The sequence below is a fragment of the Syntrophobacter fumaroxidans MPOB genome, assembly GCF_000014965.1.
GTDB lineage: Bacteria > Desulfobacterota > Syntrophobacteria > Syntrophobacterales > Syntrophobacteraceae > Syntrophobacter > Syntrophobacter fumaroxidans.
Genome location: NC_008554.1, coordinates 4,817,091 through 4,837,526, shown reverse-complemented (window position 1 = coordinate 4,837,526; position 20,436 = coordinate 4,817,091). Strand labels below are relative to the sequence as shown.

Annotated in this window: 20 protein-coding genes; 9 read left to right on the top strand and 11 right to left on the bottom strand. The window is 58.8% G+C overall.

All coding sequences use genetic code 11. The features are described 5' to 3' along the window. The first annotated feature begins 81 nt into the window (after nt 1-81). Nucleotides 82-2,931, top strand: a complete 2,850-nt coding sequence (locus SFUM_RS20510) for a CHAT domain-containing tetratricopeptide repeat protein (protein ID WP_011700765.1) — start codon at nt 82-84, stop codon at nt 2,929-2,931. A 125-nt stretch (nt 2,932-3,056) separates the two neighbouring features. Here SFUM_RS20510 and SFUM_RS20505 read toward each other — a convergent pair whose 3' ends face one another. From SFUM_RS20505 to SFUM_RS22200, 3 genes are all read right to left on the bottom strand, one after another. After that, on the bottom strand, nt 3,057-4,868 hold the full coding sequence (locus SFUM_RS20505; RefSeq protein WP_011700764.1) for a tetratricopeptide repeat protein: 1,812 nt from the start codon (nt 4,866-4,868) through the stop codon (nt 3,057-3,059). A gap of 88 nt (nt 4,869-4,956) precedes the next feature. Beyond that, complete coding sequence (locus tag SFUM_RS20500) at nt 4,957-5,715, bottom strand: hypothetical protein (protein WP_011700763.1); 759 nt, start codon at nt 5,713-5,715, stop codon at nt 4,957-4,959. 9 nt (nt 5,716-5,724) lie between these two features. Then, complete coding sequence (locus SFUM_RS22200) at nt 5,725-6,834, bottom strand: S1C family serine protease (protein ID WP_011700762.1); 1,110 nt, start codon at nt 6,832-6,834, stop codon at nt 5,725-5,727. Between the two features lie 358 nt (nt 6,835-7,192). On the opposite strand from SFUM_RS22200, the gene SFUM_RS23420 reads away from it, so the two are divergent. The 4 genes from SFUM_RS23420 (at nt 7,193) to SFUM_RS24045 (ending at nt 8,030) form a co-directional block, all read left to right on the top strand. Then, the gene (locus tag SFUM_RS23420; RefSeq protein ID WP_167321385.1) at nt 7,193-7,447 is read left to right on the top strand and encodes a hypothetical protein; all 255 of its coding nucleotides are present in this window, start codon (nt 7,193-7,195) and stop codon (nt 7,445-7,447) included. 84 nt (nt 7,448-7,531) lie between these two features. Beyond that, nucleotides 7,532-7,666: a hypothetical protein gene (locus tag SFUM_RS24050; protein ID WP_279614595.1), complete on the top strand. Its 135-nt coding sequence runs from the start codon at nt 7,532-7,534 to the stop codon at nt 7,664-7,666. Between the two features lie 14 nt (nt 7,667-7,680). Continuing rightward, nucleotides 7,681-7,848 (top strand): hypothetical protein, encoded by a 168-nt coding sequence (locus tag SFUM_RS23220; RefSeq protein ID WP_011700760.1) that lies wholly within the window; start codon nt 7,681-7,683, stop codon nt 7,846-7,848. 53 nt (nt 7,849-7,901) lie between these two features. Then, nucleotides 7,902-8,030 carry a hypothetical protein gene (locus SFUM_RS24045; RefSeq protein ID WP_279614594.1) on the top strand — a complete coding sequence of 43 codons (129 nt, stop codon included), beginning with the start codon at nt 7,902-7,904 and terminating at the stop codon, nt 8,028-8,030. A 289-nt stretch (nt 8,031-8,319) separates the two neighbouring features. Here SFUM_RS24045 and SFUM_RS20485 read toward each other — a convergent pair whose 3' ends face one another. From SFUM_RS20485 to SFUM_RS20470, 4 genes are all read right to left on the bottom strand, one after another. Further along, entirely contained in the window at nt 8,320-8,592 is a 273-nt protein-coding gene (locus tag SFUM_RS20485) for a flagellar biosynthesis anti-sigma factor FlgM (protein WP_011700758.1), read from the bottom strand. Between the two features lie 27 nt (nt 8,593-8,619). Beyond that, a complete protein-coding gene (locus SFUM_RS20480) occupies nt 8,620-8,850 on the bottom strand; it encodes a hypothetical protein (RefSeq protein ID WP_041441144.1) in 231 nt (76 codons plus the stop codon). 14 nt (nt 8,851-8,864) lie between these two features. Continuing rightward, on the bottom strand, nt 8,865-9,269 hold the full coding sequence (locus SFUM_RS20475; protein WP_011700756.1) for a hypothetical protein: 405 nt from the start codon (nt 9,267-9,269) through the stop codon (nt 8,865-8,867). 768 nt (nt 9,270-10,037) lie between these two features. Beyond that, nucleotides 10,038-10,346 carry a hypothetical protein gene (locus SFUM_RS20470; RefSeq protein ID WP_150109589.1) on the bottom strand — a complete coding sequence of 103 codons (309 nt, stop codon included), beginning with the start codon at nt 10,344-10,346 and terminating at the stop codon, nt 10,038-10,040. 378 nt (nt 10,347-10,724) lie between these two features. On the opposite strand from SFUM_RS20470, the gene SFUM_RS20465 reads away from it, so the two are divergent. The 3 genes from SFUM_RS20465 to SFUM_RS20455 are packed head-to-tail and all read left to right on the top strand — an operon-like array spanning nt 10,725 to nt 14,545. After that, complete coding sequence (locus SFUM_RS20465; RefSeq protein ID WP_011700754.1) at nt 10,725-12,359, top strand: DUF885 family protein; 1,635 nt, start codon at nt 10,725-10,727, stop codon at nt 12,357-12,359. A gap of 18 nt (nt 12,360-12,377) precedes the next feature. Further along, nucleotides 12,378-13,769, top strand: coding sequence for a hypothetical protein (locus tag SFUM_RS20460; protein WP_011700753.1), 1,392 nt, complete (start codon nt 12,378-12,380; stop codon nt 13,767-13,769). Further along, complete coding sequence (locus tag SFUM_RS20455) at nt 13,766-14,545, top strand: class I SAM-dependent methyltransferase (RefSeq protein ID WP_011700752.1); 780 nt, start codon at nt 13,766-13,768, stop codon at nt 14,543-14,545. The genes SFUM_RS20460 and SFUM_RS20455 overlap by 4 nt, the downstream gene beginning before the upstream one ends. A gap of 96 nt (nt 14,546-14,641) precedes the next feature. Here SFUM_RS20455 and SFUM_RS20450 read toward each other — a convergent pair whose 3' ends face one another. Next, nucleotides 14,642-15,262 carry a DUF4126 domain-containing protein gene (locus tag SFUM_RS20450; RefSeq protein WP_011700751.1) on the bottom strand — a complete coding sequence of 207 codons (621 nt, stop codon included), beginning with the start codon at nt 15,260-15,262 and terminating at the stop codon, nt 14,642-14,644. A gap of 702 nt (nt 15,263-15,964) precedes the next feature. Here SFUM_RS20450 and SFUM_RS20440 point away from each other — a divergent pair. Beyond that, nucleotides 15,965-17,425 (top strand): fibronectin type III domain-containing protein, encoded by a 1,461-nt coding sequence (locus SFUM_RS20440; protein ID WP_011700749.1) that lies wholly within the window; start codon nt 15,965-15,967, stop codon nt 17,423-17,425. A gap of 301 nt (nt 17,426-17,726) precedes the next feature. Here SFUM_RS20440 and SFUM_RS20435 read toward each other — a convergent pair whose 3' ends face one another. The 3 genes from SFUM_RS20435 to SFUM_RS23050 form a co-directional block, all read right to left on the bottom strand. Further along, nucleotides 17,727-18,026: a PEP-CTERM sorting domain-containing protein gene (locus tag SFUM_RS20435; RefSeq protein ID WP_011700748.1), complete on the bottom strand. Its 300-nt coding sequence runs from the start codon at nt 18,024-18,026 to the stop codon at nt 17,727-17,729. Nucleotides 18,027-18,244: 218 nt separating this feature from the next. Next, nucleotides 18,245-19,180 carry a glucose-1-phosphate thymidylyltransferase RfbA gene (rfbA, locus tag SFUM_RS20430; protein WP_011700747.1) on the bottom strand — a complete coding sequence of 312 codons (936 nt, stop codon included), beginning with the start codon at nt 19,178-19,180 and terminating at the stop codon, nt 18,245-18,247. Nucleotides 19,181-19,734: 554 nt separating this feature from the next. Then, nucleotides 19,735-20,022, bottom strand: a complete 288-nt coding sequence (locus SFUM_RS23050) for a hypothetical protein (protein WP_150109588.1) — start codon at nt 20,020-20,022, stop codon at nt 19,735-19,737. Nucleotides 20,023-20,436 lie beyond the last annotated feature (414 nt).

The window sequence follows — 20,436 nt, the reverse complement described above, 5'->3', positions numbered from 1 at the left end:
CGGCGAAGGTTTCGAGTGTCGAAACCGACGCATTCGACATGATTCTTCATCCAGGCGCTCGAACGAGCCAAGGAGCGAAAGATGAATGGACGGGTTCCCGACGAAGTGAAGCCCGGCATTATAGGAAGGTTCTTCCGGGCTGTTTGCTTATTGATCGTGTTCCTGCACGCATTGCACGGAACGGCCCTTGGTGATTGCGGCCCTCTGACGAAAGCCGCGGACGACCGGTTTGCCGGGGCTGAAGATTCCTATGCGGCGGGCAGGTATCGCGAAGCTTTGGAATTGCTTGACCAGGCGCTCTCAACGGACATTTACTGCCGCCCCGAGAAGGCGCACTTGGAACTGATCGGGCTGGCCGCCACCTACGAGGCTCTTGGGGACTACGCCATGGCCCTGGAAACCCACCGCCGGGATCTCGAGCTTGCCATCCGGATCTTCGGGGCCGACAACCCCGATACGGCGGTGTCACACAACAACCTGGGGAGAATGCACCGCTACATGGGACAGTACCCCGAAGCACTCGCGCATCTCGAGAAGGCTTTGGTCATACTCATCCGCAGCAGTGGACCGGACCAGCCCGACACCGCCGTATCTTACAATAACGCGGCTTCGGTCTACGAAGAGGCGGGCAATTACAAAAAGGCGCTCGAATACTACGAGAAATCGCTGAGCATCAGGCTGAAGGTCTTCGGACCGGAACACCCGGCCACGGCAACCGCCTTCAACAACCTGGGCGGGATCTACAAAGCCATGGGCCAGTACGAAAAAGCCCTCGAAAACCTCAACAAAGCCTTGCCCGTCTATATAAAAACCTACGGTCCCGAACACTCCGGCACAGCCATCACGTATAACAACATAGCATCGGTTCACAAGGCCCTGGGCCAATACCCCGAAGCTCTCGAACACTACCGAAAGGCGCTCGAAATCGATCTCAAGACCAGCGGTCCGGATCACCCGGCCACCGCGGTGACTTACAACAACATTGCCTCCACCCACGAGAGCATGGGGGAGTTCGAAAAGGCACTGCCGTATTTCGACAAGGCACTGTCGATCCAGTTGAGCAGGCTTGGCTCCGATCATCCCGCCACGGCGAGGACCTACAACAATCTGGGGTCGGTTTACCAGTCCACCGGCGAATGCTCCAGGGCGATCGAATACTACCGAAAGGCGCTGCCGGCCGCGCTGCGCTCCGGCGACGCCCAGCTTCAATGGAATGTGCTCGCCGGAATGAGCTCGACCTTTTCAAAGCTCGGCAATCCGAACGTCGCCATCCTCTTCGGAAAACAGGCGATCAATGCAATTCAGGCCATGCGGTCCTCCATGGCGAGCATGGACATGTCTCTCCGGACAAGCTTCATCCGCGACAAGGAAAACGTTTACAAGCGCCTTGCGACACTGTTGACGAACATGGGCAGAATTCCTGAAGCGCAGCAGGTGATGGACCTTCTGAAGGAAGAGGAGTTTTTCGAGTTTGTGCGAGGAATGGAGGTCCCGAAGGCCGGCGAAGGGATCGGCTACAGCGAGGCCGAAAAACCCTGGGTTGAAAAATTCGCCATGATCAGCGATCAAATTGCGCAGAGAGGCGCGGAGTATGCGGAAATCAGGAGAAAAGCCAAGAGCAGCGAGCTCACCGAGGAGGACAGGAAGAAGCAGAAGGAAATCCTGTCCGACCTGGAGACAGCGAGCCGCACCTTCGAGGCTTTCATCGACAGGATCTCCGCGGAATTTGAGAAAACCGCCGGGGAAAAAGCCGCGGAGCTGACGGAAAAAAGCCTGCGCGACCTGAAGTCCTTCCAGTCCCTCCTGAGGTACCTGGGAAACGGGACGGTCGTCGTCCACTATCTCGTGACCGAAAAGAAACTGATCGTCATACTGACGACTTCGGAAACACAACTGGCAAGAGAGACAAACGTCAGCGCCATCGAGCTCAATCACATGATCTCGGATCTCAGAAAGGATCTCCTGTGCCCGTCGAAAGACCCCCGGCCCGCTTCCAGGAAGTTGTTCACGGCTGTCCTGGGCCCGATTTCCCGCGACCTGGAGCAGGCGGGCGCCACGACACTTCTGCTTTCGCTTGATGGAGCACTCAGATACATTCCTTTCTCCTGTCTTTACGACGGCCGGAAGTACCTGATCGAGCGCTATACGCCCGTGGTTTTTACGCCCGCCAGCCGTGACAGGCTGAGGGATTCCCCTTCCCTATCCTGGCAAGTTGCCGGGTTCGGGGTCGCGGACAAGGTGAGCGACCATTTCAGGGCCCTGCCTTCGGTTCGATATGAATTGCACAGTATTGTCGGGCAGGAAGGCAAAGGCGGCGTTCTCCCGGGTATCGTGAAACTCGACGGCGAGTTCACGGTTGACGCCATGCGCGAGGCGCTCCTTCGCGACTACCCCGTGGTGCACATTGCCAGCCATTTCGTCTTCCAACCGACAGCCGAGGAATCCTTTCTGTTGATGGGCGACGGGTCTCAGCTGACTTTGGACAAAATCAAGCACCAGGGCTTCCGGTTTGACGAGGTGGACCTGCTGACCCTTTCGGCATGTGAAACCGGACTGGGCGCACGGGATGCCGACGGGCGGGAAGTCGAGGGTTTCGGAGTGCTTGCACAGCGCAGCGGGGCAAAAGGGGTTATCGCGTCCCTATGGTCCGTTGCCGACAGGAGTACAGGACTGCTCATGAAGAAAATGTACGAAGCGCGCGCGGGAAACCCCTCCACAAACAAGGCCGAGTGCCTGCGCCGGGCTCAGCTGGAATTGCTCCGGGGAGAAGAGGAGAAAGAGCCATCCAGCGAGCCGCCATCCCAGCAAGAGGCCGGGCAGTCGCGCGATTGCGGCGGGAGGAACAGCCCGTCCTTTGAAACACCTCCGTCGGCACCTTACGCCCACCCTTATTTCTGGGCGCCCTTCGTTTTGATGGGGAATTTCAGGTAGGAAAGCGCCGGGGGCCGGGAAACCCGCCCGCCTCGATACCCCGGCGAAAGCGGTCGCCTCCGCTCCGGAGGGAATCATGAAGCGTCCGCGCGATGTCGGGGGCTTGCTGCAAACGATCCGCGCGTTCAGAACAGAGTCCAGGAGACCAGTCCGCCTTCCTGAAAATTGAACGCTATTCCCGATGTCTCGTAGACCAGCGTGAATCCCGACAGGGACTCCAGGTTCCTGTCCGGATCGCCATATCGTGCAACGACGTCTTGCTTGGAACTCCCCATGCCGATGTTCCTCGCCGTTCTTCCGGAAAAATCCCTGAATGCCAGGATCAGCCCGATCTCCTTGTTCTGCGAGACGGTCATCAGGTGGTTGGCGAACCGGTTGATCTTGTAGGGATAACGCTCCAGGGGCACGTTTTCCGTCTCCGGAGTCCCCCAGTCTTTTGGGACTTCCTCGTCATACGCGCCTGTCTGAAGGCCCAGTACGTTCTCCCGCTCGTGTTCGACGCCTTGAGGGGAAGAATCCGCCGGACCTTCGACACCCAGGGTTTTCCTTGCCGCGGCCGCCCACGGAGTCTTCCTGTCCAGCTTGAGATATTCCAGCCAGTGTCTCCTGCACTCACTTTCATCGCCCCGTTCCAGTGCCAGCCGTCCGAGGTTATACAGCGCCAAATCGTAGGCTGGGTCGATCTTGAGTGCCTCGAGGAAACAGCCTTTGGCTTTCTCGGGGTTTTCCGTGTGGAAGAACGCCACGCCAAGAGTGTTCAGCGCCTCTTTTCGAGCCGGGGCAATTCTGAGGGAGTCCTTCAACATGACCACCGCCCTGTACGCATCGCCCTCCTCGCCTCTCAGAATAAACGCACAGGCCAGATTGTCATATGACCTGACGTATCCGGGATCCTGGCCGATGGCCCGCTGATACAACTCAATAGCCTCCTTCAGATGCACTCTGAACAGGTACTCGGCATCCTCCGCCCCCCGTTGAGCGATGTCGCCGGCCCGGGTCCGCGGATCGATGGCGACCGACATTCTGAAAAGGGGGGGCGCCCCTCCCGCCTTGCCCGCATAATACTTCATGGCCAGTTGATGGTGGCTCGCGGCAAGATTGTGGGCGACCTCGCGGCTCGGGAAGTAGGCAAGAAACCTCCTGAATGCGGAAACCGCCCGGTCATACTGCCCTGTCCGGTAAAACGCCAACCCCAGTTCGAACATCTCCACGTTTTTCAGAACCTGCCGAAGGCGAGCCTTTACCGTTCCCGCCCTCTGCTCCGGGGTGGGGTGATCGGGATCCTTGGGCGTATTGACGGAATAGGCCGGGTCAACAGCTTGCAGCCACTCGACGAAGAAGCTGACCTTACCGTCATCCACCACGGCCCTGGTGTCGAATCCGGCCATGGCCGCGTAGATGATCCCATACTCATCGGCCTGGAGCTCCTTTGCCAGGACTTGATCCGTCGAGCCGGCTATCGCTCTCAGCTCGGCGAGAGTCTTCGCATCGGCCGGGTTCCCGGCTTCTGCCGTCTTCAGGGCGTTGAAGAACTTCATGTGCCAGAAATCATCTTTGAGCAGATGCGCCAGTTCATGCCCGAGCACGAAAGCCAGACGGTCATCGGCAGCTTTTGTGTTCCCGGAACAGATGTCAAGGGTTCTGCCGGAAATGATGACCGCCCCATCGGGTATGGCTATGGGGAGAGAAATATTTTTGGGTTCGGTCTTCGAGATGAAAAGCCTCGGCACCACACCGGGCCGACTCCCGACGGCATTGACCAGGCGGCTGAAGATTTCGTGCGCTCTCTTTGCCCGAGCATCGGTTTCCGGCCTTATCTCTTCATACTGGCGCTGCCAGAAATCGATCGTTTCCATGGGGTTTTCATAGGATTGGGCCCAATCGGGAAAAACCGGAACGGCGAATAGAACAACGAAAACGAGTGGCAAGGCGCGCATCCCGTTTCTCCTTCAGTGCAACCGAGTCACCGGCAATATGCAGTCAGGCGCGCTCCGCGGCCTTCCGCGGGAAGCCTGAGTGACGACGTCAGCTCAGCAGCTGCTCGATCTGTGTGACAAGCTGAAGAACCTTTTGCGTATCCTTGTCCGTGATGTCTGCCTTACCGGATATGGCGGCGATTTCCTCCAGGGCGTCGACCACTCCCTTCGGGGCGTCCATCCGCTTGAGCTCGGAGGTAAAATAGCTCAGCGTCGCCGGCTGCCTCAAGAGCTCCCGGTCCCCCGAGGCGGCGGTCAGGCTCATGTTCACCAGCCAGGCGCCCGCTCTGAACAGAGTGAGCTTATCTTCCGATTGGGCCTTGGCGTATTCTTCGAAAAAGGGCTGGAACAGGGAGAGAACAGTAACCAGATACTCTGGAGGATATTTCGCGTTTTCGATCATATTGCGCGCTTTTGTAATGAAACCGTAAAGCGAGGAGGGAGCGCCCATCTTCACAAACTCACCTTCGATGACCTCGAGCCGTTGCGACGCGAGTTCCCCTTTCCCGCCGGTCACATAAGCGAGCGCTTCCGTATAGAGAGCTCCGATAAGGAAAAACCGCGCCTCGTCCGATCTGGCCGCAAATCCGTAGGTCGAGGCCCTGCTTTGGAGCGGGGAATGCTGTTTGGCCATATCCCCTATATTCCCGGTGGACCTTATGCCGGATTGAAACGCATGGGAATTGAAATAGGGCATGGGGCCGTCCGACTTATAGGTATTCGGGTCAAAACCATCCTGCGAAAGGACCACCGCAGGAACCAGCAGCAACAGAACTGAGCATATCATTGCGAGCTTCATCCGTTTCATTCTTGCCTCCTACCAGACCAAGCGATACGTTTTCAAACCGAAATTCACCGGCTTGTTATTGAAATTCAAAAGGACTATCGAGTACTGTTCCGGATAATTCGAGCTCACGAACAAAGGCAAATACTGCTTGTGCTTCATCCTGGCGAACCCCTTCGTTCTATTCTGCGAGTCCAGCAATACCATACAAATATTTTCCGAAGGCGATTCGACCAGAAACCCATAATCAGTCAATGCAAGGCTTTGAAAGCCAGCTTTCCAGGCTCCGGGGTCAACTTCATTCCCCTTCTGGCGCGCGGGCTGGATCTGGCCGGTCACTCCATCCAACTGCTGAGCCTTGTTCACGATCAATTCGACATTGGGCGGGAAAATCTGCTCCAGGGACAGAAGTCTGTTGAACTGCGGGTCTGCGAGCAACTTCTTTGCCTTGTTTATGGGAATGGCATAGAAGAACCCCGTGCTGCCGCCGTAAGCCGGGTTCACCATGACGGCCGCATTGATTCCTATCACCTCGTTCCCGCGGTACAACGCCCCCCCGCTGTTGCCGGACGTGATCGTTGCGGTGTGGTTGATCCTTTCGGTCTGCTTGAGATCATTTCTGACCACCTGGCTGACACTTCCCTCGGTGATGTTGAGTCCCATGCCGAGGGGGTTGCCCACGGCCAATACCTTGTCCCGGGGTTCAACCGTGTTGGAGTCGCCGAGCACGCATGAGGGAAAGCTCTTCTGGCCGCTTATTTTCAATATGGCTATATCGTTTGGAAGATCGTAGACTTTGATATTCCGGATCTCGAACCGCGAACCTTCCTGAAACAGGGCCTCACCCTTGAAGCTCTTGCGCGCGACATGGTAGTTTGTAACGATCGTTCCTTCCTCATCGACCAGGAAACCGCTCCCGAATGAGCCGGCCTCCATGAGCTCCACCCCGTTGCCGTTCGGCTTTCCATTCGCGTCCTGCTTGAGCCCGGACGCGAAATCGAACTGCGTCATCTTCAATGCGACATTCCGAGCCCCCAGCTCCTGGTTCGATGGGAAGTCGGCCGCCTGTCCACCGCCGTGAAAACTCGAATGGAAGATCAGCGCCGAAACGGCCAGCACCATCACGATAAGAAACCTGTTCATTGATCGCCTCCTCGCCACCTGTGCAAACGTCCGGTTGTGATGTTGCCTTTCCATTGAATTTGACAGTACCGGAAAAGAAAAGTTCCTGTGTACCCCATAGGAATTTCTTGCCGTATTGACGAATGTCCCGTCGGTTCAAGAGCACACAGCGTGAGATCCGCTCCGGAGTGGCAAGAGCATGTGAAGTGGGTGTCCGAAAGGGTTGTTTTAAAACCCTAAAATCATCCTTACGCCCTGTCAAACACAAAAACCGGCCCGCAAAAAAATTCTGCCTCGAGGTGAAAAAATTCGGGAACCTTTCCGGGGCTCCCTTGTCAGAACGGGTAAAGGGCAAGCAAGCAAAATGGAGGGCAAGGTCATGCAACCAAATGAAACAAGAAGATCACGGAATAGGAAAAAGTCAACTTCACTGACGATGATCTTTAAACAACATCATATGAAAGAGGAATTCGGCTACTCGGAAGATTGCGGTTGGGAACTTGAGCTTCCTGGAACACTTAATCTTCTGAAAGAAAATAGAGTGAGAAACGTCGCGAGCATGATATTCGCGCTCGTACTCATGATCGCAGCTGCAACAATGACGGTCCCGGCGGTAAGCGCTGCCTGCGCCTGAGGCTCCGCCGAGTGCGAGTGTGGAAGAGCCGTCGAAGAGAACATGAGTGTCCTGAAGTGAAAGAAATGCCCCATAAAGGAGGAAATGGAGATGAAAACCCAGGAATCGCAAAAGAAACCCTACGAACCGCCCAAGGCCGCCGTTGTCCGCGTACAGCTCGAGGAGCGGGTGCTCGGATGCCTGTTCAGCACCATCAAGTACTGCGGGCTCACCGAATAGGAACGGAACGACTCATGTCATCGGGACAAGGTCCCATAAAGGAGGAAATGGAGATGAAAACCCAGGAATCGCAAAAGAAACCCTATGAACCGCCCAAGGCCGCCGTTGTCCGCGTACAGCTCGAGGAACGGGTGCTCGGATGCCTGTTCAGCACCATCAAGTACTGCGGGCTCACCGAATAGGAAGGGAACGACTCATGTCATCGGGACAAGGTCCCACAAAGGAGGAAATGGAGATGAAAACGCACGAATCGCAAAAGAAACCCTATGAACCGCCCAAGGCCGCCGTTGTCCGCGTGCAGCTCGAGGAGCGGGTGCTCGGATGCCTGTTCAGCACCATCAAGTACTGCGGGCTCACCGAATAGGAACGCACTGACCGCGCTCTTCGAGATGGCCCGATAAACGCCCGCGCAAGGCAACTTGTCGCGGGCGTTTTGTCGTTTACGGCAGGGGATGTGTGTGTGCCCTCCCCCCAACAGACCGGTCCCCGTGCAAGTCGGATTCCGGAATCGGCGGCGCACCTTGGAGCCGCCATAAGTCATCGTGATAATGTTCAGCTCGGGGCAGCCCGGAGTCGGGCTTGAGCACGCCATCTTCCCGGCAGCCGCGGCCGCAAGAGGCACCGGGAATGATTCCGAATCCCCTTTGAAACCTCTACCAGATTTCTCCCAGCATCTTCCGCGCGATTTCGTCGGGTTCGATCGTGTAAGCACCACGGAGGAGAAGACCTCTGATCGCCTCTATTCTCGCGAGCGGCGTTTCTCCATTCTTTATTTCTTCCGTTATCTTAATCACATGGGCCGCAATGCACGTCTCATTGCCGCCTGCCGACACGATTTCTTTCCCATGTCGGGCCTTTCCGTCGACCTTCTCCACCGGCAGGTTCGCACGGGAACCCGGAAGATCCGGGTTTTTCTCCGCTCTCATCAGTATACCTTTCAGCCGAAGTTGCGCCTATTTTCCCACCACCGCCAGTGAATAACGCCGCAATTGCCCCGGGGAGTCACGATCCGTCTCCGTAACGATGTGCAGGACCTTGTAGCCGTGTTCTTCGACATAGTGATTCACCGATTCTTCAAATCGTTTGCCGTCTATGCTGAATCGACAATGTCTACAACCGGTTGCGGTGTTGGTGCTTATGTGTACCGCATGCGATATCCCGGTTCGAATGCGTTCGTTCTCCATCCGACTTCCTCCTTTCAATAGTTTGTCCTTTTCGCCGATTCCCCCGGGACACACCGTGCCGCACTCAGGGCAATCAGGGACAAGTAGACCATCGAGTGCGGGTAATCCTTCCTCCCGTCAACACCGCAGGATGCGACGGCGAGAGAACAGGTTCCGCCCTCCGCAAGACCATGTGCCGCTCCTGAATTCAGCTTGTCCGGCGTCACAGGGACGGAACGGTTGCGGCTCTTTGTGTCGTCATGGATTCCACCGCCGCCGGGATCCTCGGCCTTCACCGGGTCACGGGCCAGTGCCGCTGAAGCCCGGTATACGTCGGCAGCGATTGTGAGAGCAATCGCGACAATGACCACGAAGGCCGCCATCCAGGCAAAACACCAGAGATCAATGAGGGGGAAAGGCAGCGGTCCATTTCCAGCCAAGCTTCACCTCCCGAAACTTACATGATCTGAACTGAGGACAAGCAACGCACATCCGGCGTCGCCGGCTGAAAATGCGCGGTTGAAATGTCGTGGAGAGGCATTATGACCGAGACTCCCGCCAGGGTCCTGGACCACGGCAATCCTTCGCATGAATCGAGGGTCACGAGGATCGCGCAGTTGAATTGAGCAATATGTATGCCGCGCCCGTGAAGTGACCACGCAGCGGGACAATCATCGGTTTCCATCCAGCTATTCATTTGAAAAGACTTGGAAAGATTCTGAGTCGGAAGTCGGCGGGGGATTGAGCGTCCCAAGGCATTCCCGTTGCGGCAGGCCGGTTCTTTCGGGAAGAGTGTAGGGAATACGGTACACTCGTGTATACGGTCCCCTACACACTGGGATCGGAGATTGAGTGGTCGTGTCGGAAAACTCTCGTACCATGGGCTTTCGACACGCGGGATATTCTGATCTCACAAAGGCGCAACCGGCTTGAAGAATCTTCTCCGACCGCGCTTGAACACCCAGGAAGGTTCCAGGTTCAGCCGGTCAACGAATCCCGCATACCGTCAGGAACCCGGCCGGCCGCACAGGCAGGACTCCAGCCCTGCCCGCGCCAGGGGGCTTTCCGGGCGCAGGCGGCGGGCCGAGCCGTAATTGGATGTACACCATGGAGAGCGGAGACAAGCCGTCTGAGCCGATTCAGGCCGTCGATTCACGCTCTCGATGCGCAAATACTCGTGGCGCTGAATATATATGTAATCCCAGAGATCAATAGGTCACTTTCGGCTCGAAGAAAAAGAAAGCCCCCCTCACTTGGATCACTAGCCTCCGGTCGCCCAGGCGCATGTATTCCTGGAAACCCGGGAGGCCGCAGTCGGTCCTGATCACCTCGATCAATTGATCGGTCAACTCCAAATCCTTTGGACCGATCTTGTAAACCCGCTCCAGGTAGGCACTCAGTTTCTCCTTTGTCCTGCTGAACCGGATGCCCTCACAGGCTTTCCCGTCAAAGACGATTCGGGCTCCGCGTATATCCAGCGGCTTCGCGAGCATCGCCTCAGCTTCAGCGCGATCCATGGAGGCGCCCGGGCCCGAACTTGCAGGGCCTTGAAATCTTCGCCGTGATTGTGCAATATCATTCATAAGGTGGAGTGGGGGGGGCTCTCCCGAGCGGTAACGCCGCCGGGAGGGATGAATCACAGCGCGGAACGCATCGGAATGGTTTTTCTGTCGCGCCCGCGAGGCCCCTCGAACGAAAACGATCATTGCTCTTGAGCCTCTTCCCCGCAATCCGGCGACCACCGAGAGGCGCGGGCTCGCCTTGACGATCCGGCGTCGCCCCGAAACCCGCTGGTTTTCGCAACAGGCATTGGCCGTCGAACCGCAGGCACCGTTTGAAGATCGCACGCTCAAGCACACGGCCGATACGCTTCCCCGGGACCATGGAGTCTTCCCATGCCGGAGTACCAGCCGGAACTGACCGATGAATACTTCGATTACCTGGCCCAGCGTTTCCCGGTGATGTGCGCCAGCGACGAATTCCACTTTCTTCCCCGGGCGGTGGCGGCGAGCCGGCACTACGACCGGCTGGACGACTTCGACCGCGCCGGAATCGAGGAATGCATCGCCACGATCGAGGAGTATCGGCGCAAATTCGGCCGTCTGGCCGCCGTCGAGAGCGATCCGGAAAAGCTCACCGACCTCGAGATGCTCGATTCCAGTATTGCCGGCATCCTGATCGAACTGGACTCCAAGGAGGTGTGGCGGCACGATCCCCTCCTCTACCTCAAAATCGCCTTCATCGGGCTCGATCATTCGTTGACCAAACCTACCCCGAGCCACGATGAACGGCTGCAAAGAACCCGGGCGCGCCTCCAGGCGATTCCCCGCCTGCTCCAACAAGCTGCGGAAAATATCGACCGGGTGGCCCACAGCACACTCCAGGCCGCGCTCGCCATGCTCGTCGATTGCCGGAGCTATCTTTCCGAAACCGCCGATACGTATGTGCCCCAGGATTCCGGACGATTCACGGCCGCTTTGGAGAAGACCCGATCCGCCCTGGACGCGTTCGGGACATTTCTTGGCGCGGTCAGGTCCGTTCCGGACCGCGAGTTTGCCTTCCGGAGCCTGGAGGTCACTCTGCGGGACAGATTCCGATCGCATCGGAGCCTGTCCGAAGTGGATGAGATCGCCGTCGAGGAATGGCGCGAGAACCTTTGCCGCCTGGAACGCCTGCAAAGGAAGATCGACCCCGGGAAATCCTGGAGAGAGCTGTATCATGGATACTTGCCGGAAGACGCGGCCGGTCGTGACACCCTGGTGCTCTATGACCGCGAGATGAAAAGGCTGAAGCGTTTTTTCGAATCGCACGGCTTCAGCGAGGTCATGCCGGCGGGGTGGCCGGTGGTCTGTCGGACCCCCACTTACCTGCAATCCGTGCGGGGCTCGGCATCCTTCAGCGCCGCCTTTTCGAGGGACGGGACCGAAGAGGATTACTTCTACATTACGACCCAGGCCTCCGGACAGGGGCGCGACCGATCAGCGGAGCTTCTCAGGAAGCGGTTTCACCGGGAGTATAAATTCCTCGCCGCCCATGAGACCTTCCCGGGGCACTACCTGCTGGATTCCACCCGGAGAATGCTCGACAATCCAGTGCGAAGCCAGATCGAATCGGCACTTTTCTACGAGGGCTGGGCCTATTACGTGGAATCACTCCTGACCGAATACGGGTACGCCGATCATCCCCTGGACCTGCTGGTCGACTGCAAACGGAGACTCTGGAGGGCCGCGCGTTGCCGGATCGACATCGGGCTTCATTCTGGGAGACTGAGTCCCGACGACGCCCTGGGTCTGTTGACAACCGCCGGGTTCGGCATGGAGGAAGCCTGCGGACAAATCAGTCGCTTTCGGCTGAATCCCGGCTATCAACTCTGCTACAGCCTGGGTCGATTCGAGATCATGCGACTCAGAGAGACTTACGCGGGCGGAATGGGGCACGACGGGTTTCACCGACTGATGCTCGAAGGCGGTGAACCGCCGTTTCATGCGATCGAGAAGCGGCTCCGGAATGCGGTGAATGCCACCCCATAGAACGAGGAGGAGTATGGAATGACGGGTTTTGCGGGTTACCATTCGGAATGGAACCTGGGCAGTCCCGGAGGATGGGACTACCAGCGTGTCACCCAGGTCATCGGTAAGGCCGTCTGGCTGCGCCTCAACGAAATATCCCCCGTCGGCGTCGATCTGGATTTCGATCACCCGCTGCTCTATCCCGTGAACGGGTTCGTGGCCATGCTCGTCGCGGCATGCCGCGCCCGCGACGGCGGCGGGCCCGGGCTGGTCGCGGTGGTGGCCGAAGAGGAAACGCTCGATGACGTTACCGAAAACATCAACCTCGCCGAACACCTCAACCGGATCGACGGCATTCACGGAGCGCTGATGTCTCCGCAGCAGCTCGAGCTCAAGAGCGGTCGAGTATGTTGGATGGGCAGACCCGTGTCGATCGCCTTCGTGGATTTCAACACCGACGTTTTGCTGGCCCTCCATCGCAAGCACGACCTCACCCCGCTTCTGCAGGCGGTCCGGGAAGGGCGCGTCATCAATCCCCGTGGTACGGAACCCATCAACGTGAAGAGCATGTTCGAAGTCGTGGGCGGTCCCCACCGCGACCGGTTTCACTCGGAAATCGTGCAACGGACTCCCTGGACCCGCCAGTTTCGTCCGCGCCGCACCGTCGGTCCCCGGGGAGAGGCCATAGACGACCTGGTCGAGTGGACGGCCCGGCACTGGAACGATCTGGTGCTCAAACCCGAACGCGGATACTCCGGCAAGGGCGTGCGGGTCGGCGGGGTAAACCCGAACGCCCGGGAGGCGATTGACCTGGCGTTACGGGAAGGTCATTACATCGTCCAGGAAAAAATCCCGCTCCATTTGTGGGCCGAGGAAATTCCGACGTTGAACGCGGAACGGGGGTGCACGACGCTCGAACGCTATCAGACGGACTTCAGATGCCTTGTGGGCCCATCGGGGCTGATGGGGTTCCTCGGCCGCTACGGAGCGGTCCCGACGAACGTGGGAAGCGGAGGAGGAGTCCAACCGCTGGCCGTGCTCCGCTCGAAGATGAGCGTGCGGGAGGCGGTGAATCGCATCAATGATGCGATCCTGGCCATGGATTGCGGCACCCTCGGCAAGGTCGTCGAGATGCAAGAGCGCATGGCTGTGGAACACCGCTTCACGTACCTGCTTGGACCCATCAAGATCGCTCTGCGCCCGAGGCTGATATCCCCCCGGCAGATCGACGCTCTGACGGAGTACGGACGCGCCCTGTGGTCGGACTGCCTGACACTGGAAAGAATGTGGCTTTCCGGGGAGCTGAGCTCCATGATCCAGATTGAAGAAGAAGAGCTTGAAATCGCTCGCATGCAGCCCTGGCGAGGCTCCGCCGCAATCATCGCCTCGGACGGGCTGTTCGATTTCGGCGCGAGTCCGGAGCCGCCATGACCATCGAAGCCGACCCCGAATGGTGGAAAACGATGTTTGATGAGCTCTATCTCCTCACCGATGCCCGCTCGGTTTGCGATGAGGAGATCACTCGGCGGGAGGTGGATCTCATCTGCCGGTTACTCCCGATCCGCTCGGACCAACGCGTTCTGGACCTGTGCAGCGGCCACGGGCGGCACAGCCTGGAGTTTTGCGCGCGAGGCTTCAGCCGATGCATCCTGGTCGACTACTCCGAATACCTGCTCAGATGCGGCCGGTCGCGCGCACTGGAACGTAATCACTCGATGGGCTTCATCCAGGCCGACGCCAGGAGCACCGGGCTTGCCTCGGCAAGCTTCGACCACGTGCTGATTCTGGGAAACTCCTTCGGATATCTGCGCGATGCCGCGGGAGACGGCGAAATCCTGAAGGAAGCCCACCGTGTGCTCCGTCCCGCCGGCTGGCTGCTGCTCGACCTGGCCGACGGAACAGCCGTCCGGGAAAAACTGAGTCCCGAGGCATGGCACGAGATCGGCCGGGAAATAATCGTCTGTCGCCGGCGGGAAGTGGAAGGCGACACCGTATTCGTCCGTGAAATGGTCCTGAGCAAGGAAAAAGGCCTGCTCAGAGACCGCACCTACGCCATCCGATTCTACGATCCCGCCCAGATTGCAGCGTTGCTGAACCGGACCGGATTCGAAAGCGTCAGGGTCCTCACCGACTTCTCACCGCACCGCACGCCGGGCGACTACGGATTCATGAACCGTCGCATGATCGCTCTGGGGCGGAAGGTCTGAGCGTTTCCCGCGCCGCTCCGTCGTGCTCCGGCCGGCCACGGCCGCGAACCAATATGAGGGGAAAAGGGCGCGGGATCGGACGACGGAACGGCAACGTCACGTGGTGGGAGATTTCTTGCCGAACAGACGTCCGAAGAAAGCGAACACCTTCTTGATGCCCCTCCACAGCTTGGGAAGCATCCAGATGGCGATGAGAATGAAGAGGATCAGGAAACCCAGGAACACCCAGGGATAATGGAGTGCCGTCCAGATTCCGCCGACAACCATCACATCCTCCGTGACGGAGGCTGTCCAGTTGGTGACGGGCTCCGGCGAGGTGTTGATGAGCACTCTGGTACCGGCTTTCGTGGCGTGGGACACGGTGGCCAGACCACCTCCAAGCAGGCCGGCGGCCACCGCCAGCGCCGGGTCGACGGAGCCGACCGCCCCGGCGGCCAGGATCGCCCCGGCGGGAATGCGGATGAAGGTGTGCAGCGTATCCCATCCCGTATCCACACCCGGGACTTTATCAGCAAAAAATTCAACAACATACATTACAGCGGCCGCTACGATGACAATCGGGTTGGCCAGAACCGCAAGCTCCGGAGGAAGAACGATGCTGCCCGTGGCGCCAAGGATTCCAAGCGTGAGAATCGCGGCGTACAGGTTGAGGCCGCTGGCCCAGCCTACGCCCATGGTCAGGGCTAAGGTGTTGACGATCTGGTTGAGTTGGTCCATGGCCTTCCGAAAATGCAAATCCACGTGATCGAATCGATAACTTGCCGTTTATCTGAGGATCTTTGGTTAGCACCCGCCGAGGCACCTGTCAAGGACGATTTGCGACGCCTCAATCTCACGGAGAAATACTTCCGACACTGCCCGGAAGCACACAGAAGCAAGTCAAAGCGCAGGAACTCGATTCGATCCTTCAACCGCGACGTTGATCGCCGAAACGCAAGGAAGCACCGGGTCGCGGGCTCCTCCGCCCCGAATACCCGTGGAAATGAAGAACCCACGGGACATACAGGTTCATCGGGGAGGCCCTGCCCGAGTCTGGAGGGATATGCATGCAGGGGTGTACTGAATTCCCTACACTTTCCCCCCTGAAAAAAACCCGACATCCGCGACAAATCCATCATGCATCGTTTGACTTTCAGGCCTTCCAACGGACGATTTGACAAATGCATTCAGGCACATGACGGGTTGGATGTCCCGCACGGATCGTTTTTTCGTTGATGCGGCATCGATATTGCACCCTTTGGCCGCGGCATTCTCGCAAGACATCGATTTTCTCAAGAGAACGTTGCGGTTCACGGCCGGGGCCGAGTCTTCGGCCATGAACCATTTTCACGATATCGGGACTGTGCGCTATCAGTCTGCGGTGTTGGAAATGCGTTCGTTTGCCCGAATTCGGGTCACAAGAACTTACGGAGGTAGAGCATGACCGAAAGCAGAGCGTCGTTCGTCCGCACAACGAAATTCCGGCGCATCCGCCGTTTGACGACTTTCCTGGTTGCCCTCGCGGCCGTCCTCTCGATCGCCCCCGATGCCTTTCCCGCTTCAGTCACCCTCTCCTGGAATCCCGTGTCGTTCAAGAACCTTCGCGGCTACAGAATCTATTGCGGCACGTCGCACCGCAACTATTCCCGCCGCGTGACGCTGGGCAAGGCGACTTCCGGGACGGTAACGAACCTTGTGAAGGGCAGAACCTATTATTTTGCCGTAACCTCCTATGCCGCCGGGGTGGAGAGCGGATTCTCAAAAGAAGTGGTCTTCCCCCCGAATGAGGCATCGATCCACGATACGCGCCTCCAGACGGGTGATTCCGGGGATGCGTCAGACACCCCGGCATCCGAGGGCGCATTCGAGCTGCAAGTCTTGTCCAGAACCGATCCCCCGGCTCCCGGCGTCAACGATGCGGGAGGCGATTCCGTTGCGGCGCTCGACTCCGGGGGCATGCAACCCCACGAATCGGTTTACCTGGAGGCGGAAGCCGGCGCTCTGGAGGTCCCCCTGGAAACGGGCGTGACCACGTCCGCCACCGGTTTTATCCGGGTGCCCGTCGGGCTTGAGCCCGTTTCGGACCCCCTGCGGGAAGGGGGCACCGCCACCTATGCATTCACGGTGACCGCCGCCGGAGACTATACCTTCTGGGGACGCGAATACTGTCCGTACAGCACCCGCAATTCCTTTTTCGTCTCGGTCGATTCCGGCCCCTTCCTCACCTGGAACACCGCGATCGTCAACGGGTGGCTGTGGGACCAGGTGCGCGACGGGTCCTCCGGTTCCCCGTTGAAACTGCGGCTGGGAGCCGGCGACCATACGCTCAGGATCAAGCAAAAGGAGGACGGCACGCGCTTGGACAAGATCCTGATCACCAGCGCGCCGCAGCCGTTCCCCTCAACGCTCTATTGCGCCGTATCGCGCGGAGTGCCGGGCCGGTGGAGCATCACCGACCCCGACCCGCCCGGGGCGAAGGTCGTGAGCGTGTTTGACGACGAGCGGGGCGGTCCCGTCACGGAATTGTCCGGCTCCGAAACGGCCAACGCGTTTCACCTGGGCGGCCGGGACCTCGACGGTTGGCACAACACCCGTCAGTTCGTCCTGGAGTGGAGCATGAAGTTCTCCGAGGACTACGTGGTTTCGGTGCACGTGCAGACCACGGACGGCTACCGGGAAATCCGGTACAAGCCTCTTATCGGAAACGGTCCGGGAGACGACCGGACAATCGATTGCGGGCTTGGGCCCGGCACCCTGGACGGCGACTGGCACACCTTCGCCCGCCACCTGCAAAAGGACTTGTCCAGGGCACAGCCGGGGGTAAAGATCCTCGAAGTGAATGGATTCTCGGTTCGCGGCAGCGGCAGAATAGATAACGTGAGGCTCGGGGCCGGCCGTTGATGCGCTGCGGGCCGGCGCCCGGCGCCATGGGCATTAACCTGGGAAAAGACTCCGGGGTGAGTCTGTTTTCATGCCTTGTGGTGACGCCGGCGCCATGGGCAACAGGGTTCAAAACGGCAGCATTCGATGGGCGGGCATGAAGTCCGTCCCTTGTAGACGCGACTGGCAGGATCCGCAGGGTGGGCACGGCTCCTCCGTGCCCACAATACGGCGGACGGGGTTTATCCCCGTCCGCCCCTCCTTCCGTTGATCCCTTATTACGCCGATCCCCTTGTTCCGTGAGCTCGAACACCCACCGGTATCAGCCCCTGCCCTTTTTCCTCCACCGGACAAACAACGCCACGCCGGCCACCCCTGCAAGAATCGAGACGATGGTGGCGGGTTCCGGGATCTTGCTCGGTTTGGTGGGGCGCTGGTTCAATCCGCCCGTGCCGGAGTCGGAGATATTGCTCGTGCCGGGGTTCCGGTCCTTGGAGCCGGTTTCGGCTGCGATGGCGGAACTCGTGCCCCATCCGGCCGTCTGCTCCACGACTGGAAACGACAAGGCCGGCGCCAGGGCGACCAGGCAAACAAGACAGATCACTGAAATGCTACGCTTCATCGAGATTCCTCCTGTTATGTGGGAAGGCGGGATTTTCTCCCGGCAAGAACCGGGGCACAGGACGATTCCCCGAGAGTGCCGCCTTCCTGTGAAAATGGCTGACGCTCACCCCGGCGGACGCCGGCAACGACGTGTCCCCGGTTATGGCGGCAAGGGGTTGGCCGGGGGCGGTTCTCAACATGAAACCCCGGATTGGCACGCCCTTCCGGAGCGCATCGTCACAACGCCCGATTCTCCACCATTTGCAGCAGATACCGGCCATAACCGTTCTTGGAAAGAGGCTTTGCAAGACTGCGGACCTGCTCCGGCCCTATGTACCCCATCCTGTAGGCCACCTCTTCGAGGCATGCCACTTTGACGCCTCGGCGGCTTTCGGCGATTTCCACAAACGTGCATGCTTCCGCGAGCGACTCGTGGGTCCCCGCATCCATCCACGTGATCTCGCCCCCCAGCAGCTCGACCTGCAGTTCTCCAAGATGGAGGTATTCTCTGATCACGTCGATGATTTCCAATTCCCCGCGCTCGGAAGGAACGAGCCGCGCCGCGATTTCCACAACCCTGCTGTCGAAAAGATACAGGCCCGTGACGGCAAAATTCGATTTCGGAACGGACGGCTTTTCCTCGATGCCGATGACTTTACCGGAACCGTCGAATTCCACCACGCCGTATCGGTGCGGGTCGTGTACCCAATACCCGAAGACGAGGCCTCCGGTCTTGAGCCGCAGAGCCCGCCGAAGGATTGCCTCCAGGCCGTCCCCGTGGAAAATGTTGTCGCTCAGAATGAGACAGACACGGTCGTTGCCGATGAAATCCCGTCCGAGAACGAACGCATCCGGAATTCCGGCCGGGTGCGGTTGTTCGACATAGGAGAACTTCACTCCCCACTGCCTGCCGTCCTCGAGCAAAGCCTGGAACCGGGGCAGATCCATGGGGGTGGTGATGATGAGGATATCCCGGATCCCCGCCTGCATCAAAACGGACAGCGGGTAGTAGATCATGGGCTTGTCGTAGACCGGCAGCAGCGGTTTGCTCACGGCCCGGGTGGTGGGATAGAGCCGGGTGCCGGCGCCGCCGGCAAGGACGATTCCCTTCCATGTGCCGGGCGACTGCTCGGACTTGGACGAAATCGCAGTGGGATGACCGGGAAGACCCATGTCGCCCTCCTTTTCACCTGAGCTGATGACTATGGGATTACGGGATCGGCATTCGTTTTGTTATGGACAACAGATAGCAAGGAAAGTGCCACAGTGCATCATTGAGGCTGGGCGCGCTTCTATGAACTGACGAATCTACCATTGGTAGATGATTCTCCGGGTTGGACAGGTTCGCAATCGCCCGGCGGAGGGTCGCATCGAGCGGCGGTTGTCCTCTCCACGCGTCGAGAGTGCCCCCGATTGTCCGGATCGTCCCGATGCCGTCCTTGAACCGGGTGCGATCGAGACCGACCCGGGACAACCGCATCCCGATCCGTGCGACACGGGCGTAAATCGACCGTCCGGGAAATCCGCCGACCGAAAGCCCACCGCAAAGACCGAATTGTATTGCTCGTCAGACCTTTTCGTCTCCGCGTCGCGCCGGTGCGCCGCAAAGTTCCGTTGAATGTGCATTTTATGCTTGACTTCCGAAAACCTCGATCTAGAATTGCATTCACAGCACGATTGCACAGTTCGCACATTTGGCACTATCCGATCTCACCACCACAATGCAATTACCTGGAAAGTCGGTTTGAAGACGGCGCAGGGCCGATGCAGCAGGTTTTCTGGGAAAGGAGGGCGGCAGACACTTCGAAGTGCGGGTTTTTCTCACGACAGGCGATGGTTTCATGACGGCGGCCTGTCGGTTTCTTTGAAGTTTCAAGCGGATTGGTTTCACCAGCAGCATCGAGTTCCCTGCATTGTCGGCTGAGTTGCTCATTTTCCACTCCCGATCCATTTTCCTCCCAGTTTATCGCCCGGTGATCCGGCTTCTGCTTCGCAGCTTCTACGGCAGCTTTCATCTGAGGTAGTTTCCGCCGCCTGCCGGCAGGTTCGGATTCCTCCGACCGGTTGGCGGCATCGGTGGATCGTTTCGTTGTCCAGGCCGATCGGGCGGTGTTCCAACGCGGCTCGAGCACCACGGGCGACGTCACTCAAAATCGAGTCAAACGACATGATCCAGGGTCCATTCCCGAAGGAATGCGTGGTCTTGGCGTGCATCAAGCCATTACCGGAAGACGACGGCTTTGGTCCGGCCCTCGCCGCTCGGCTGCATGTCCACCCGGGAAGCCCCGGCGGCACGGTCTGCATCGAGGCGGGTACGGCCGGATTGCGGTTCAATCTCCTTTTGGTAGACGGGAACTGTCGTCGGACGGTTCGGGACATTGCAGTCGACGAAGTCGGAGAGGAACGCGGCAAAATTTCCGGAATCGACT

Excerpts from the sequence above, each read along its gene's own strand:
- SFUM_RS20455 (WP_011700752.1), top strand. The coding sequence starts at position 13,766 with ATGACCATCGAAGCCGACCCCGAATGGTGGAAAACGATGTTTGATGAG.
- SFUM_RS20500 (WP_011700763.1), bottom strand. The coding sequence starts at position 5,715 with ATGAAACGGATGAAGCTCGCAATGATATGCTCAGTTCTGTTGCTGCTG.
- SFUM_RS23420 (WP_167321385.1), top strand. The coding sequence starts at position 7,193 with ATGCAACCAAATGAAACAAGAAGATCACGGAATAGGAAAAAGTCAACT.
- SFUM_RS22200 (WP_011700762.1), bottom strand. The coding sequence starts at position 6,834 with ATGAACAGGTTTCTTATCGTGATGGTGCTGGCCGTTTCGGCGCTGATC.
- SFUM_RS23220 (WP_011700760.1), top strand. The coding sequence starts at position 7,681 with ATGTCATCGGGACAAGGTCCCATAAAGGAGGAAATGGAGATGAAAACC.
- SFUM_RS20485 (WP_011700758.1), bottom strand. The coding sequence starts at position 8,592 with ATGAGAGCGGAGAAAAACCCGGATCTTCCGGGTTCCCGTGCGAACCTG.
- SFUM_RS20480 (WP_041441144.1), bottom strand. The coding sequence starts at position 8,850 with ATGGAGAACGAACGCATTCGAACCGGGATATCGCATGCGGTACACATA.
- SFUM_RS20505 (WP_011700764.1), bottom strand. The coding sequence starts at position 4,868 with ATGCGCGCCTTGCCACTCGTTTTCGTTGTTCTATTCGCCGTTCCGGTT.
- SFUM_RS24045 (WP_279614594.1), top strand. The coding sequence starts at position 7,902 with ATGAAAACGCACGAATCGCAAAAGAAACCCTATGAACCGCCCAAGGCC.
- SFUM_RS20440 (WP_011700749.1), top strand. The coding sequence starts at position 15,965 with ATGACCGAAAGCAGAGCGTCGTTCGTCCGCACAACGAAATTCCGGCGC.
- SFUM_RS24050 (WP_279614595.1), top strand. The coding sequence starts at position 7,532 with ATGGAGATGAAAACCCAGGAATCGCAAAAGAAACCCTACGAACCGCCC.
- SFUM_RS20465 (WP_011700754.1), top strand. The coding sequence starts at position 10,725 with ATGCCGGAGTACCAGCCGGAACTGACCGATGAATACTTCGATTACCTG.
- SFUM_RS20450 (WP_011700751.1), bottom strand. The coding sequence starts at position 15,262 with ATGGACCAACTCAACCAGATCGTCAACACCTTAGCCCTGACCATGGGC.
- SFUM_RS23050 (WP_150109588.1), bottom strand. The coding sequence starts at position 20,022 with ATGAAAGCTGCCGTAGAAGCTGCGAAGCAGAAGCCGGATCACCGGGCG.
- SFUM_RS20470 (WP_150109589.1), bottom strand. The coding sequence starts at position 10,346 with ATGGATCGCGCTGAAGCTGAGGCGATGCTCGCGAAGCCGCTGGATATA.
- rfbA (WP_011700747.1), bottom strand. The coding sequence starts at position 19,180 with ATGGGTCTTCCCGGTCATCCCACTGCGATTTCGTCCAAGTCCGAGCAG.
- SFUM_RS20435 (WP_011700748.1), bottom strand. The coding sequence starts at position 18,026 with ATGAAGCGTAGCATTTCAGTGATCTGTCTTGTTTGCCTGGTCGCCCTG.
- SFUM_RS20460 (WP_011700753.1), top strand. The coding sequence starts at position 12,378 with ATGACGGGTTTTGCGGGTTACCATTCGGAATGGAACCTGGGCAGTCCC.
- SFUM_RS20510 (WP_011700765.1), top strand. The coding sequence starts at position 82 with ATGAATGGACGGGTTCCCGACGAAGTGAAGCCCGGCATTATAGGAAGG.